General features: G+C 55.2%; 10 protein-coding genes. 5 read left to right on the top strand and 5 right to left on the bottom strand.

Annotation, left to right across the window (positions count from 1 at the left end; genetic code table 11):
- Positions 1–466 precede the first annotated feature (466 nt).
- A complete protein-coding gene (locus ACR1XU_RS21475) occupies positions 467–1,681 on the top strand; it encodes a hypothetical protein (RefSeq protein ID WP_480908992.1) in 1,215 nt (404 codons plus the stop codon).
- Positions 1,682–1,684: 3 nt separating this feature from the next.
- On the opposite strand, the gene ACR1XU_RS21470 is transcribed toward ACR1XU_RS21475, so the two are convergent.
- The 5 genes from ACR1XU_RS21470 to ACR1XU_RS21450 all read right to left on the bottom strand — a co-directional run bounded on the left by ACR1XU_RS21470 (position 1,685) and on the right by ACR1XU_RS21450 (position 6,177).
- The gene (locus ACR1XU_RS21470) at positions 1,685–1,882 is read right to left on the bottom strand and encodes a hypothetical protein (protein WP_480908993.1); all 198 of its coding nucleotides are present in this window, start codon (positions 1,880–1,882) and stop codon (positions 1,685–1,687) included.
- A gap of 24 nt (positions 1,883–1,906) precedes the next feature.
- Complete coding sequence (locus tag ACR1XU_RS21465; RefSeq protein ID WP_480908994.1) at positions 1,907–2,806, bottom strand: EamA family transporter; 900 nt, start codon at positions 2,804–2,806, stop codon at positions 1,907–1,909.
- Between the two features lie 58 nt (positions 2,807–2,864).
- On the bottom strand, positions 2,865–3,488 hold the full coding sequence (gene wrbA / locus ACR1XU_RS21460) for an NAD(P)H:quinone oxidoreductase (RefSeq protein ID WP_480908995.1): 624 nt from the start codon (positions 3,486–3,488) through the stop codon (positions 2,865–2,867).
- Between the two features lie 10 nt (positions 3,489–3,498).
- Positions 3,499–4,482, bottom strand: a complete 984-nt coding sequence (locus tag ACR1XU_RS21455) for a LysR family transcriptional regulator (RefSeq protein WP_480908996.1) — start codon at positions 4,480–4,482, stop codon at positions 3,499–3,501.
- 1,323 nt (positions 4,483–5,805) lie between these two features.
- A complete protein-coding gene (locus ACR1XU_RS21450; RefSeq protein ID WP_480908997.1) occupies positions 5,806–6,177 on the bottom strand; it encodes a helix-turn-helix domain-containing protein in 372 nt (123 codons plus the stop codon).
- Between the two features lie 230 nt (positions 6,178–6,407).
- On the opposite strand from ACR1XU_RS21450, the gene ACR1XU_RS21445 reads away from it, so the two are divergent.
- The 4 genes from ACR1XU_RS21445 (at position 6,408) to ACR1XU_RS21430 (ending at position 16,178) form a co-directional block, all read left to right on the top strand.
- Positions 6,408–7,655 (top strand): metallophosphoesterase family protein, encoded by a 1,248-nt coding sequence (locus ACR1XU_RS21445; protein WP_480908998.1) that lies wholly within the window; start codon positions 6,408–6,410, stop codon positions 7,653–7,655.
- 3 nt (positions 7,656–7,658) lie between these two features.
- A complete protein-coding gene (locus tag ACR1XU_RS21440) occupies positions 7,659–11,102 on the top strand; it encodes an AAA family ATPase (RefSeq protein ID WP_480908999.1) in 3,444 nt (1,147 codons plus the stop codon).
- A 338-nt stretch (positions 11,103–11,440) separates the two neighbouring features.
- Entirely contained in the window at positions 11,441–14,617 is a 3,177-nt protein-coding gene (locus ACR1XU_RS21435) for an AAA domain-containing protein (protein WP_480909000.1), read from the top strand.
- Positions 14,589–16,178 (top strand): coiled-coil domain-containing protein, encoded by a 1,590-nt coding sequence (locus tag ACR1XU_RS21430; protein WP_480909001.1) that lies wholly within the window; start codon positions 14,589–14,591, stop codon positions 16,176–16,178. Before ACR1XU_RS21435 ends, ACR1XU_RS21430 begins: the two co-directional genes overlap by 29 nt.

Below are 16,178 nucleotides of genomic sequence, written 5' to 3'. Positions count from 1 at the left end.
GCAAATCCGCCGCATAATCAAACCAACCAGATGAGCCACATCCTCTCTTAGATCAGAGCGCCATCTGTCCCAAAATCCCTGACGACGGACACCCGGTCATCTTGAACGGCGTCTTCTCTACGGACATTTATTTTTGCTCCTTGACTGATCGTCGGTTTTTCATAGTTGAGGCTGCCGAATAGTCTACCTTGCTTGTTCGAGCGCGTTTATTCTCAATTTGGTTTAAGCTGAGCCTTTCTGTTCATTGGCCAGAGTTGATTTCATTCTCTTGCGTGTGCAATCTAACCTTTTGACAGCACTGACCTTGACATCTTCTTTGACGTGACGATATCGATGAAGAGAGCGCAAACGGCTTGAGCTATCGTCGACTCAAACAGTTGGTTTTTATATCAAAATGAGCACATCCCATTCCCTTACCGGGTGCGTGTAATCGACGAACAATTCCCGATTTACTAGGAGATTGGATATGTTCATCCTCCCATGCTCGCATGAGTCCGTCGCAGGCATCAAACGAAGCTTGTTACGAAATCAACTTAGAACAACAGACAGTGGCTTTAGAAGCAGTCATATCTCGCAAGCGATAGCAGCCGGGTTCGGATACAAATCAGATGCGGCGCTAAAAGCCGGTATCAACGCCGACAAGTTATATGGTTACGGCACTTTTGATGTTGGTAGCTTCACCAACAGGTTACGAGAGTTGACGGTCAGGGAAACCGACGATCAGGATATCGTGTCTAACTTGGTTTATACATTGTCGGAGCACATTGTGATTGGAACCGGGTTCGTCCCATTCAGGCTGTCACGAACTGACAAGGAACGGGACGAGCTGTTCCGGCGGATCGTATCGAAATTCCATACCATGAACTCCGCACTTGAAAAACATGGGATCGACAGTGTCGTCTATCGTGTTGCAGCCGACGCGAATTCCATGCCGAATGTTGAACACGTTGCAACTGATTTCATACCGGGTGCCAAAGAACTAGAACACGCCGATGCGGTAATAACGGGAACAATAGGCACTGCAAGTGATCCAACATCTGAGTTTGGTGCGATTGTCCACTTTTTGACGAACCGCGTGCGAGAATGCCGAGGTGTCGTGTATCTTTCCTTTTCTATTTTCGCCGGATGGCGATACCGCATCTATGGTGGAGGAGAACAAAAGATCTACGATAAATCGATAAATTGTCCGGTTTGGTTTCCTCTAATTGAACGCGATCCTACATTGCAGCGTATCTTAGAGAAAACCCAATTGGCGTCATGGAATGAGGTAGACTCTCGACGCGGCGTGGAGCTAACAAAGCTAGCCTCGCCGATCTTGCGTGAAATTGTGCGCCTGACGGACAGTTCCCGAGCCCACCGCACGCTTGGGATGGGCTTGCTGATTGGAACACCGCATTCTGGTGATAACCAGGTGCGTGAGATTTTAGCCAACTGCCCTGAGTATGTGCGAGAACCTTGGCGTTTCGTAGATGAAAGGAAGGGCAGACAAATCCCGACCGCAGTTTTCGAAACGCTTAAGGAGTTGGATATGCTAAGCGTTAGGTCTTTCCCCGAGGAGGGCCAGCCCAAAGGTCTGCCTCAGTGGCACTTTCTGAATGATAAAGCATCTCGGGCCGTTAGGCATTTACGCGAATGCCATCCGGAGATTCTTGGCACGAGTGTATCCTACAAGGTGGCGTAACCGTCACACTGTGGAAGTAGGAAATTGCATTTCCACAAAAAAAGTGAGCTTCGAAGATAACACATCCTCGAAGCTCACGAGCAGTCGGACAGAAGAAAGGCTATTTTGCGAACTGTCCGAAGGTGGTGTGACGTTTTGCTTGCTACGCTGGCTGCCGTGTTTAACTGCGTGGGTTACAGCCGCATCAATAACGTCGATCATGGTAAGCTTATTTCCCGTCGACGGTCAGGCAACGACCGAGGTGTGTTTCCGGTTTGATCTTTTTACTTGCCGGAGTTGTGATCGGTTTGCTCTCTGTCCTGCCGAAACCGAGCAAAGGACGATCACGGCACCAATGAACTGGACCAAAGACAAGGATTGGCCGAGCCAGATCCAGCCGAGTATCACCGCTGTTACTGGACTCATCATACCGAGCATCGAGACCGCACTGGGCTCCAGGCGCGCTATGCCACGAAACCAAAGAGCATAGGTTGCCGCAGCACCGATCAACCCAAGCCAAATAAGGCCGGCGACATTTGTTGCGCTTAGCGCAGGTAGAGGCGGCTCAAGGAACAGTGCGACTGGCAGTAGTATCAAACCACCGGCTGTTAATTGCCACGCAGTAAAACTCAGCGCCGAGACCGGAGGTTGCCATTTCCGACTGAGAACAGTGCCAGCAGCCATTGACGCGGCTCCTCCCAAACCCGCTGCTATACCGATCCAATCAAGTTGTGCTTCTGGCCCGATCAGCAGCAAAGACACACCCATTACGCCAGTCGCGGCAGCGCCAAGTGCACCAAGTCGGATTGGGGCTCCCAGCCATCCCCACGCCATCAAAACCACGATCATTGCTTGCAACGATCCTAGGGTGGCGGCCACACCACCAGGTAACCTATGCGCAGCAACGAAGAGAAGCACCCAGAACAGAGCGAAATTGAGGCTGCCTAAGACGAAAGTTCGACCGAGCCATTCGCGTGGTGGAACGCAGCGCGTCACTACAAGCAACAACAAGCCAGCTGGCAGAGCTCGTAACGCAGCCAGGGTAATCGGATAGCCAGCCGGGAGCGCTTCCGTAGTTACCAGATAAGTGCTTCCCCATACCGCTGGAGCGAGCGCAGTGAGTAGAATATCGGTTGAGCGTGACATTGTGTGTCCCCCGTCTGAAGCGTTGGAAAAGTAGAGTGAGACGTCCGAGGCGTGCGGGTTACGCTGCTTCCGCTTGCAGGTTTGATCCAGCGAGGCACGCTGTAATCCTTGCAACATGAGCGCCCTGGAACCGCGCTCCTGCCAGGTCAGTTTCGGTAGGCGTGCGGGAACCATCAGCACCGGCGATCGTTCCGGCACCATATGGTGCGCCGCCAATGATTTCTTCTGATGTAGTCTGGCCAGCAAATGTGTAGGGCATTCCGGCAATCAGCATCCCAAAATGTTGAAGCGGGACTTGCGTTGTCAGAAGTGTGGCTTCATGCCCACCGTGTTGCGAACCTGTTGATGCAAACACCGCTCCGACCTTACCAACCAGTGCATTCCTGGCCCAAAGCCCTCCGGCCTGATCAAGGAAGGACTTCATTTGGCCAGCCATCATGCCAAATCGGGTCGGTGTTCCTAAAATTATTGCATCATAGTTTTCCAGATCTGTCGGCAAGGCAGTAGGTGTATCATCGACAATATAGCCGGCATTCTGGCGGACTTCTTCAGGGACGGTTTCGGGCACACGCCGAACGTCAACTTCGATGCCAGGAACACTTCTGGCGCCTTCAGCCTCGGCATTGGCCAATGTGCGGACGTGGCCATAGCTTGAATAGTAGAGAACGAGAATACGTGACATAGGATACCTCTCAGGGCTGCGACTTGTTCCCTGAGAGAATGGAATTTGTTGCGCCGCCAATTAAGTCGCGCTCTTTGACATCACTCTTTACCTGTATTGAACAATGTCGCGACCTGAGGGCCAGGCGCAGATGATCAAGAAAGGCCGTGACCTTTGCATCCATTCCCAAGCGAGATGCTGTAACGGCGAATACTTCCGGCGCAGGCAATTCGTGGTCAGGAAGAACTCGCACCAAGGCCCCGCTGGCTTCGGGAGCATCAGAGACGAACTCGGGCAGTGTTCCGATACCTTGCCCCGCTATTAGCAGATCCCGCAAAACGAGGCTGTTGCCGACGCGCACGCGCGGATCAAGCTCTAATGTTGTGACACCTTCGGCGGCCGAGAGCTTCCAGCTCGTCAAATGATCAGCAAGCAAAAAGCCGATGATCGCGTGGTTTTTCAGATCCGCCGGCTGGGTCGGCGTCCCGCATCGCTCCAAATAGTCAGGAGACGCAAATATTCTCTGCCGCATCACGCCAATCCGTCGGGCAACAAGGGCCGAATCCGGCATGGCAGCACGGATACGTATCGATAGATCGAACCCGCCCTCGACCATATCGATCACCTTGTCGTCCATCAAAAGCGTAAATCGCAAATCGGGATAGGTTTCCAAGAACTCTGGAAGCATCGGTGCGATAACGGTTTGGCCGAAGGAACTTGACGCATTCACCCGAAGATGCCCGCGCACTGCTTTTGAACCATCCCTGATGGTTTGCTCCGTTTTCTCGACCGCGTCGAGAATTCCAATTGCATCTTGGTAATAGAGACTGCCGATGTCGGTCAGTGACATGGATCGGGTCGTTCTGGTGAGGAGGACGGTTCCCAGACTTTCTTCCAGAAGCTTGATTTCTCTGCTGAGAAGCGCGGGAGAAACACCAAGGTCTTCCGCGGCACGGGCAAAGCTACCGCGTTCAACGATACGGCAAAAAGCTTGCATGACTGATAGTTTGTCCAACTCCAGGCCCCCGAGCATTTTTTTGACCCGCCCAGTTGGGCGAAACGACCTGCAAGTTATACGAATGCGTCACTGGTGCGAAGGGGCGACGCACCAGTGGTGCTGGCGTTTATTTCCGGGCGATTGCCAGGCAACACTCATCGCTCTATTTTCGATGAGGCCAGGAGCAAGGCGCACTGGCCAAATCTAAGAATCCGCTTACGCTGAACAACGTTCCAAGCCGGTCGAACAATGAAAAGTCGGATTGCCCTGTCGAGAGCAGGCCTATACCGGTGAGAGACGCTGTTAGTGAGCCAACTCGGCAGGAAAGACTTAGGGCCATTGCGGAAGATGCGGAAAGACGTCTCAAGGGTTCAATGAAGCTTCTCTCTTGAAGTCGTCATACGAACTTCCGAAGGAATAACAGCACATACAATCAAAGTGCAGACTGCTTTACGCTCCACCGCAGGTTACCGGCTTCCCAATGAGCACTTAGAAGCAACGGAGCATACAGAAGGTCTCCTAAACACAAGCGCAAATTGGGTGCCGCCCCTGAGCACTCCTCCCTACGATTAGCCCTCTACACACTCTCGCCTGTTCTCTCTAGGCACATACGCTCTCTATAGAGGCATTCTCTCTCTAGAGTGCTCTTATGTGTGTCCGTTCTTTTAGGGTGTGTTCTCTCTAGGTGTAGCTATTTCCGTAGTATGAGCAATCGTCGGTTTCTTCTCTCCGGAGACGCTCGAAATACTGCCTGGCCTGCTTTAGTGTGTTTGCTCTCTATAAGGCTTTCTCTCAGGAACTGTCTGCGCTGGCCTGAGTCGCGTCCGTGTTTGTTTGTGTATCAGGTGTTAGATGGCCTGTGTTTCGTCGCTGTGCGCGCTTTTCTGGCCTGTCTTCGGATATGTGGTTTCCGAGAACCGTTGTTTTTATGGGTTTGTCTGGTTCAAAGGTTTACATTTTGGTCTGAAAAAGTGGATTTCGGGTGAAATCTGTCAACTTAATGTAAACTTAGTGTAAACCTTTTGGCCTGATTTGAGGTGTTTTTAAGGTCGAAAGGTTTACATTCCGTCGAACCCGGGAAGGCGGATGTAAACCTTTGTCAACCTTGTGCAACCTCAGTTCAATCAGCGAGGGACCCGGCGAGGCAGGTTTCACCAGCCATTCCTCGCCGCAAACTCGAAAACCCATTCCATTTTTCTTTGTGAGGTCGACAAAGGCGCCTCAATAGCTGCACTCGCCGTAAGGTAGGCTTAGGATCACTTCCGTTGCTCACGTCACGGAGGAACTGCAACCAGGCGCGCTCATTCATTGTTAGGACGTCTTTCTGGTCATACATGGCTCCTACCTCCCGAAGATAGTCTTGATCGCCGTCTCTGACCGGTTGGTCAGCCGAGGATCGGTGTTGTTGGAGGCCTTGCGAATTGCTTTTAGCCAGCCAAGTTCATTCGACGTGACAGGTTCTCCAAACACCTCGACAACTGCCTCTGCTGCAGTCAGGCCGATCGACTGCTCAATTGCGAGGCGCATAAGGTAGGCAGCGTCGCATTCCAAAGCTTTCGCCAAAGCCGGGACGCGATCCAATGCCACCTTGGAACTACCCTGCTTGATCATCGTGATCATGTTCGGGTTGACGTATCCCACCTGCGCCGCGATCTCGGCTTGGCTCTTGGTAGGTTTTAGTTCGAGCACCCTACGTTCGACATACGTCGCCATTCGGGTGTCTCCATACGGTTTATTTGTCATCGCTATCCTCTCAGAAGTGATGCAGCACGCGCTGCATGTCTTCGATATAGCGACGGTGAGAATGGGTATTTCCAGGGAAACGATATACTGTCTGAATTCCCGTGTTTTCGTTGACTTTAGCGACCCCAATAATTCTGCCTTGACGGTCACGACGTCGTAGTTTCAATTTCTCTCATAGGTTTAGTGTTTATTGGAGGAAAATGTTGGCCTTCCGGTTCGTTCACACTGCAGATATTCATTTGGACTCACCGCTAAAGTCTCTAGCCATGCGCGACGAAGCACTGGCCGAAGTAGTCGGGAACGCGACCAGAACCACATTCAGGCGGATGGTCGATCTGTGCGTGTCTGAAGATGTCCAGGCGCTGCTGATTGCCGGCGACCTGTATGACGGCAGTCAAACATCAATGAAAACCGCTCGATTCCTCGCTCTAGAGATGGAGCGCTTAGACGCAGCGGGCATTCCGGTTTTCATTATCCGCGGCAACCACGATGCGGCATCTAAAATCACGCGTGAGCTGGCCCTGCCGGGAAACGTGACGGTTTTCCCAGGCAAAGCCCAGGTCGTCGAGACTTACTGGAACGATCATTCAGTTGCTGTTCACGGGGTTTCATTTCGTGACCCCCATGCACCAAACACTCTGTTGGACCGTTTTGAGGCGCCGGTGATGGGGGCTTTTAATATCGGAATGTTGCATACGTCCCTCGGCGGGGCTCAGGGACATGATCCATACGCACCTTGCACGCTGGCCGACCTAAAAGCTACCGCGTTCGACTATTGGGCGCTGGGACACATCCACCAAAGATCTGTTGACGCCGGCACAACTACTGTCGTCATGCCAGGAATTCCTCAGGGGCGCGACATCGGCGAGGCAGGCAACAAGTCGGTGACACTAGTTTCTGTCGCCGATGACAGTTCGGTCGAGCTGGAGGAGCGTCACATTGCGGTGGCCCAGTTCGAACGGCTCGAGGTGGACTGCCAGCAATTGTCCGACTGGCCTGACCTTATCGAGGCACTGAAGAATGCTTTGCGCTCGGCACGGCGGGACCATGCTGGCGAACATCTGATTGTCCGGCCTGTGCTGACCGGAGCGACACCACTGGCCTGGCGAGCGGGACGTGACCTCGACCTTCTACTCGCGGAAGCACAGAATGTCACCGAGCCGATCGGGTCGCTTTGGATCGACAAGATCGAGCTTGCATTGTCCGCCGCCAGCAATGCGTCGACTGGAGGCGCGGTAGAGGAACTAGCTCAGATCATCGCTCAGCGAAGTCTTCCCCCGAATGATCCGGCTGTTTTGGAAGACGTGGAACGACTGCTAAAATATCTTCCGCGCGAGTTGCGAGGGCTCTTGGGTGATAGCAAGGAAGAAACGGCCGCAACTATTGTAGATGCGATGCAGCAGGGTGCAATGGAAGTGCTTGCGCGCCTCGAAGAGACAGGTGGCTGAACAATGCGGCTGAACCGGCTCGACCTCACACGTTTTGGCAAGTTCACTGATCTAAGCCTTTCGTTTCCCGTTCCAACACCCGGAAGCCCCGACCTGCACGTGATCTACGGTGCAAACGAGGCCGGAAAATCCACCCTGCTTGAAGGCTGGCTGGACGTGCTGTTCCAGATCCCTGTTCGAAGCAGCATGGACTTTCTTCACCCTTACCCGTCGATGCAGTTAGGCGCCGTGCTAGAAATCAACGGGCAGACGCATGAACTGCTTCGGGTCAAGAAACGTGACAATTCTTTGCTTGACGCCAGCGGTAAACCGCTAGGTGAAGCATTGTTGCATGGCGGTCTGCGAGGACTCGACCGCACATCCTATGCAGCGATGTTCTCGCTCAATCGGCAAACCCTGGACGAAGGAGGTGAAAGTATCCTCGCCAGTAAGGGGGATCTCGGTGAGTTGCTGTTTCAGGCAAGCGCCGGGATGACCGATTTGGCGGCGCAGCTGGACGAATTGAATGCAGAGTCGGAGGGGTTCCTGAACAGAACCGGACGCAAGGGTGCGTTGCGGGATCTTTGTGCCGCCTACGACGATTTGGGAAGGCAGATTAAGGAATTAGACACTGCGGCTGCCGAGTATGCCCGCCTTTCAACTGAACGCGACCGCGCCAAAGATACCTGGCACCAGGCGCGCGAGGCGTCTGAAGCCGCTCAAGCCGATGTGATCGAAACCGACCGCCGGATCGCCGCCATGCCGCTCTTACCGCGGCTGGACCGCCTGGAGACACAGATCGCTAGCTACGGAGCGCTACCAGAACCTCCCGTGGGATGGCTTGCCGAGCTTCCGGAACTAGACCGCACGGAAACCGCCATTGCTACTCGACTCGAGACCGCGAAAAAGACTGAGGCAGGCTTGGAAGCTGAATTGAACGACCTCCCAACCGACGAGCCTGTTCTGAATGCAAGCGACGACATCAAAGCGGCGGATCTGTTGAAATCGGCCCATGACTCGGCGCTGGAGGACTTGCCCAAGCGGCGCGGAGAGCTGGAAGCCAAGACAGAAGCAGTCAACGATTGTCTGTCTCGACTGGGGCAAGTCGGGGCAGATCCGACCACGCTACTGCCAGAAGCAAGAACCCTTGGGCGCCTGCGCGCATTGATCGAGCAAAGTTCAGGTGTGGAAACAGCTTTCGATTCTGCGACCAGGGAATTGCAGGTTGCCAAAGATGACGTAGCGCGCGCTGAGCGGCGTTTACGTGAGGCAGGGGGAAGCGCGTCTGATTTGGGTGGGTTGGCCGGATTGGTGCAAAACCTTCGCCGCGAAGACCCCTTAGGCGCGCACGACCGAGCAAGCACCGAGCTCGAAGAGATAGAAGCGGAATTGGAGTCGGCCCTGGCAGCGCTCTCCCCTTGGACCGGAAGCAAGGAAAAGCTAGCGAATTTGACACCCCCAGATCGCTCTGACTTGGAACAACTCGGCGCGAGCATGGCCGAGGCTGAAAGGGCGGCCGACAGGGCGGATGATCGGCTGGTGCAACTGGAACATACAGCGTCCCAGGCGCGCACTAGACGCGATGCCATCGGCACAAGCGCAGCTGTTACTCTGGAGGAGGCAGCTCATGTGCGAAAACGCCGGGAATCGGAATGGTCTCACCACCGAGCTAAACTCACGGATGAAACGGCAGAGCGTTTCGAGTCGGCGATGCGCCTCGACGACCAGGTGACAGCCACCCTTGCGGATCAGCGCGCCCAACTGGAAAAGATTGCCGAGGCTGATCGCGCGTTGATCGAAGCCGAACGACAAGTTGACGCTGCCAAAGTGCAATCGGCCGAGGCTAGCGAGCTGTGCGAAAACCTAGCAACACAGCTTACCGATATCGCAACCAAGGTCTCCTCTGCGTTGCCTGTCGACATCGACCTGGGAACCTTCCTAGCCTGGCTCGCCAAGCTCGACGCAGCACAAAATGCTTTGATTAGGCGCGATGACAAAGCGCGAGATCTTGCCCGGCGTGTGCAGGCTGTTACCAAAGCGCGTTTGGATCTTTCGAACGCGTTGGCACTGGCGGGCCGCGCAATACCAGATGATATGAGCTTAGCCCTCTGTGTTGAAACGGCTCAATCACTGTTAGACCAAGTATCCAAGGTCGAGGCTTTAAGCGAGGCTGAGGCCGAAGCCCGCCAAAACTTGAATAGGCGCGAGCGCAGCAAGCTCGAGGCTGACGATGCGCGCACAGCATGGCAGGCGGAGTGGAAGGCCGCCTGTGCCGACACCTGGATGGTTGGTGCACCGCCCGCTGTCGACGAGATGCGCGCGATCCTTGAAGAGCTCGACCAACTACGTGAACATCAGGGACGCATTGTTGAACTGACCCACCGGATAACGGCGATGCAATCCAACCGCGAGAGGTTTGAACAAGCGGCTTACGATTTGGCAGGTCGCCTCGACATGCCTTCCGGTCTGCCAGTGACCGATCTGTGGCGAGACATTACCAGAAGGCAGCGCGCAGCGGAGAGCCGCGAAGTTCAACAAGCCAGCCTATCAGAACGCTTGACGACGGCAAGAAATTCCCTTTCGGAGCTAGAAGGGGAGGCCGAGATTCATCGCAATCGGACCGTGGAGTTCTGCCGTCACTTTGGGGTCGAAGTTTGGGCCGAAGCGCGCGATGCGCTTACGAAAGCAGGCGAATTGTCAAAGCTGCGTGAAACTCGGCGCGAACTGACCGAAGACCTCTGTGCAGGGATGCAATGCGATACAGTCGAAGAAGCTCGTGAGCAATTGGATGAACTAAACGTCGATGCGCTCGCCGCCCGCGCCGACAGTCTGCGGACCGACTTGAAAACCTTGCGAACAGCACAGGAAGAGGCGCAGGACGGCTTCCGCAAAGCGGAAGACGCCGTCGAAGCTGTCGGTGGAGATGACGCAGTCGCTCGTTTGGAAGAGCAGCGCCAGACATTACTGCTTGAGATTGAGGACGGAGCTCGGCGCCACCTACGACAGCGGTTGGGACTCTTGGCGGTCGACGCTGCTCTCAGGAGCTATCGCGACACTCACCGCAGCGGTATGCTCGAACGCGCATCAGAAGCATTCCGCATCATGTCGCGGGATCGCTATTCTGGCCTTGCAGCACAGCCGGATGGCTCACGCGAGGTATTGGTGGCGCTGGAGGCCGGGAGCGGCTCGAAGCAGGCTGACCAACTCTCAGACGGCACCCGGGCTCAGCTCTACCTTGCGCTACGCATTGCAGGCTACCACGAGTTTACTCGCAACAACGGCCCAGTGCCGTTCATTGCCGATGACATCATGGAAAGCTTCGACGACGACCGCACCGCCGAGGCTTTCGGCCTGCTGGCTGAGATGAGCAAAAGCGGTCAGGTGATCTACCTGACTCATCACGTGCATCTCTGCGACATCGCGAGGAAAATATGCCCCTCTGTGTCTATTCACGAACTACATGAGTAAATTGTCGAAACCGTTAAAGCGCCGTCGCGTATATGCAAGAGATCAAGGAGGCTACCCAAGTATGCCGCAAGAGACTTGGTCGCGGTGGCGATGTTACTTCTACACAGGGATGCGTTCTGCAACCAATCAAACTGAGAAGGTCGATTGTTGATTCGGGTTCAGGTGAATGTGCGCGCCAGTCGGTTGAAAAGTATTGAGAATTGATGTCTATCTGGTTTGAGAGTTGGGCTTTGAAACTAATTTTTCGTTGTCAGTTGGAGTATTAAGTGCAGCAGACGCTATTCAAAAATCCTGTCTCGGTTGTCCGAAGGATTCCAGCTTGGTAGAAGGCCTGAAGCATGTCACTGGTTTTGAAGACGGTTCGGGCTTTTCCGCGAGGTCGGACGACAGAAGAATTACTTGTTCTCGTTGGTGCGGCTTTCTCACATGACAAGCGGCTTGCTACTTTAAGCGAACTGGAGGCTCTATTTCGCGATGGTTTGATAGCGAAAGGCAGGGACGGTCGTTGGCGTGCAAAGGTCGATGGTTTCAAACCCAGACATGAGAGCGTGTCGGCTTCGAGAGGCGGAGGACCTGAGGGCTTCGTTGATGTCATTCACGCTGCCAACGCTTCCTTCTCCTCGGAACCGACGGCGGTCGAACTTCCTGATCAAGAGGACGAAAGTTCAGATGCTCCCGATCCGCAGGCGCTGCTGAGATATTGGCGCTCTGCCTTGCGTGCCGATCCACGAGGAGCCACGACCCAGGTTCTCGACAAACATGGAATCGAGTGGGCGTTGATCTCTGGGCGTGGCCCTATCAGTCCCGAAGAAGGGCGAACTCTGACTGTTTCAATCGAACTCGACGCGATTGATCCTGTCTTTCGAGAGGCTCTGGTGCGAAGGGAAGGTCACGAGAATGCGCTCGCAGTGGGTTGGCCGATTGCGGTCGGACGACGTGGCGGAGTTCCTGTCTTCCAACCCGTTGGCATGTTCGCAGCAGCTTGGGACCGTAAGGATGACCGGCTAATCCTGACGATTGATGCCAATGATGTCCTGGTTAACCCTGATTGGGTCAAAAGTGCCGCTCGTGCCAGCGGTTGGAAGCGCGACGACCTCGCTGACCTTTTTTTTGCGGACGATGGGCTGGGGCTGCGGGCTCAGGATTTTGTGGAGAAGGTAAGGATTGCCGTTGCCAGTCAGATACGTGGTCGCGTTGTCGGCACGGACCTCGCCACTCAGCTCGATTCCTCGGCTCAAGGGATTTTTGACAGCGCTGCGATCTTCCTTCCGACCGACTCTTCTTTCACCGCGGGGGCTGCTCGTGACCTGGATGCGATTGCGACATGGCCGAAGGACCGCCTTGAGAGAACTGCGCTTGGCGCGGTATTCGGGTTGGACGTTCAAGACGGTGCAGACAAGGCTGCTGCAATCGACGCAGTTCCGCTAAACCAGGAACAGTTGCGCGCGGTTCGATCAGCATGCCAAGCACCTTTGACTGTCGTGACCGGTCCGCCTGGGACTGGCAAAAGCCAAGCGATCGTATCTATGGCCGCGTCAGTGCTCGCAAATGGTGGCAGTGTCCTCGTCGCCTCCAAGAACCATCAGGCGCTTGATGCTGTGGAGGACCGTCTTGGCTCTCTTGCTCCGGACGTCCCATTCGCCATCCGGACACTAAACCCGAATGATGAGACGGATACGGGCTTCAAGGACGCCCTCAAACAGCTCATCGACAGCGAAAATGTGACGCGCAACGCAGCTGTTGACGATTTTGCATTGGGCCAGCTTAAAAGCGACGCGATCGCAAGAAGCGAAATGGTCAGCATCATCGACAAGATCACGGATTTGGAATGCGAAATTTCCGATATTCTGGACCGCATGCAAGTCCGAGAGGATCGCGGGCGACCCGACAACCAAGACCCTGAAGACGTTGGACCAAGACAAAGTCCCCTGCTCCGCTTTGTCTCTTGGATTGGTTCGTTTTTCGCCAAGCACCTCGCAAAAGAAGCGCCGGCGACAGACCGTGCTTCGTCTCGTCCCGGGATGAGCCTCAGAGAACTTCAAAGCGCACTGGCCGACAAAAGATCTGAACGCGATGCGCTTGGGAAACCTGACGACCCGATCGCCCTAGGCGAGAAGATTCGGGAAGCGACCGAGAAACTCCTGCCTGGCATTCTGTCTGCCCGGACACATCTCCCGGAGGACGAGCGACGCGAAATCGCAGAACTCTACGATGACTGGACATTCGACGGGGGGCGGGGACATCCCCCCACAGACATTTCGCGCGCCCTCATTTCACATCGGCCCTTGTGGCTTGCGTCGATCTTGGGAACGCCCCGACGCATACCTCTTGATGACGGGCTGTTCGACCTCGTGATTTTTGACGAGGCGAGCCAATGCGACATCGCGACGGCCGTTCCGTTGCTGGCGCGCGCCAAGCGGGCCGTCGTTGTTGGGGACGATCGACAATTGTCATTCATCCCGCAACTCGGTCAGGCTCAGGATCGCAATCTGATGCAGGCTCAAGGTCTGCCGGTTGCCAAAATGGGGCGCTTCGCACAAAGCCGCCGTTCACTATTCGATTTCGCATCGCGCGTGTCTGTTGCCGAAAACAGGATTACGTTGAAGCACCAGTATCGCTCGGCGGGCCCCATCGTCGATTACATCAGCGAGAACTTCTACGGCAACCAGTTGCAGACCTCGTATGACCCGAGGCGTCTGAGAGTGCCAGAAGGGGTGCGCCCTGGCCTCGCATGGGAACATGTTCCTGCGCCCGCGGTCCCGCAAATGGGCAACGTCAATTCGTCGGAAGTGAGCGCGATTGTTCGCCACCTTAAAAAGCTGATCGTTGAAGACAAATACACGGGAAGCATCGGGGTCATAACGCCGTTTCGCGCCCAAGTGGTCGCAATAGAGAGCGCGGTCGATGCCGTTCTCGATGAACCCAAGCGCATTGCCTGCGAGCTCAAGGTTGGCACAGTCGACGGTTTCCAGGGACAGGAGCGGGATCTCATCATGTTCTCGCCGTGCGTCGGTCCACGCAGCCCGCAGTCTGGCTTGATCTTCTTTCAGCGAGATACACGTCGCTTGAACGTTGCGATTTCGCGGGCCCGGGCGGTTGCGATGATCTTCGGCGATCTCGATTTTGCTCGTTCAGGGCAATCGAAGGCGCTGGCCAAGCTCGCTTCGAGGGCGACGGAAGCACGGACTAAACGAGGCGAAGGTGTCTTCGACAGCGATTGGGAACGCAAAGTCTACCATGCTCTGAAGAACCGCGGTCTGGACCCGCAGCCCCAGCACGAAATAGCTGGGCGAAGGCTCGACTTCGCGTTGTTTGGAGCGAATGGTGTAAAGCTCGACCTCGAGGTCGACGGACGCAGATGGCACGAAAGCCCGGACGGACGTCGAAAGACGTCCGATCTCTGGCGCGATCATCAACTGAAGTCCATGGGTTGGCGGGTGCGCCGGTTCTGGGTGGATGAACTTTCAAGGGATATGGAGGGGTGTCTTGACCGAGTCGAACAAGACCTATCATAAGTCGAGCAGGAACACCGCAGTTGCGTTGGGGCTGGGTGGGGCGGCCATCCTTGCCTCGGGCTTTCTCGTCCTGCAAGTAAACTCCCTCGACCGTCGATATGGCCGTATCGAGGAAAATCTCGGCTACTACACCGGGGAACTACAATCCGCGCAACAGCAACTGGCTCTTGCTCGTGAGCAGTTTCGCGAGCTTTCTGACCAGAAGCAGAGTTTGTCTCAAGAAGTCGCGAGCGCCGAAAGCAGCCGGCAAAGCGCGGCTCAGAGAGAGGCGGATGCGCAGGCTCGTCTCGAAGAAAGCCAGGCCCAATTGACTGCCGTGCAAGACCGTTTGGCCGAAGCACAAAAAACGATTGCGGATGCGCAACGAATTGAGCGCGAAACTAATCAGGCTTTGCAGCGAAGAAATAGCCTCGCAACAGAGGTGGTTGACCTTGAAGGCCAGGTGCAGACCCTCAAAGAGAGAGAGCAAGAATTATCAGCGGGTGTCGATCAAACGCAATCGGTTGTCGATCGCCTTGAAGAGAGAAGGACTGATCTCCAGCGTGAAGTGGACAGACTTGCGCCCGCTGTTGAAGACCTTCGTGCGCAAGAGCGTCGTGTCGAACAACTGCGAAATGACGAGGATCGGCTCGAACAGGGCCGCGCCGATTTGAATGCGAATATAGCAAGTGCACGAACTGAATTGGCGGCCAAGGTAGACGAGGCCGTTGCTGCCGAGGAGAGGCTACGCGCGCTTCAGGAAAAGGTAGCATCCGCAGAAGCTCAACTTGAAAAGCTGAATTCAGAACTCGATGACCTTGAGGCTAGAAAAGCCGACATGCAGGCAAGTGTCTCGGGTGCAGAGACGCGACTTTCTTTATTGCAAAACGAAATGGAGGTCGCACAGAACGCGGTGACGCGAGCTGAAGCTCAGCGCGCTGAAACCAGGGAAGCACTTAAAATCGCTCAGGAACTGTTATCGACGCGAAGCGCTCAGCTTTCTACACTTCAGTCGCAAATCGCATCGGTAGATGAAGAGCTGGCCGAACTATCCGAGAAACGGGCGGAATTCAGCAAATTGAAGGCTGAGGTAGATCAGCTGCAAGCACTTCGAGCGACACTTGAGGAAGTGCTGCCCGAACTCGAGAGGCGAGTTCAGGAAAATCGGGCCAACTTGGGCTCGATCACGACAGAAGCGGAAACAGAGCTCGGGCGTGTTGCTGATCTCACAGGACAAGCTTCCAGTCTGAAGGCCGAAGTCGACCGCCTCAAACAGCGACACGACGAACTCCAGATGGAGACGCAGACCGCCGCGACTGCGGCGCAGGCCGCCCGAGCCTCCCTTCAAGCCGAGCGCACTCAACTTGAGGAAATCGAGGCACTTTCGGACGCGCGGACTGCTGACCTCAGGCGTTTGAGAGAGGCTCTCGCTGCTGCCGAATATGAACTTTCCGAGACACGAGCGGAACTGTTGAACCGACAGCCAGTGAACCAGGAACCAGTATCAACCATGAGTGAAAGCGCTGGCACCGGTGAAAACGCTCAGTCTGACAACTCTGAGCCATCGAGCAACGATCAATGA

The sequence above is a fragment of the Ruegeria sp. D1(2025) genome (assembly GCF_056536425.1).
The sequence above is the reverse complement of the archived record's forward strand: the minus strand, read 5'-3'. Positions and strand labels throughout refer to the sequence as shown.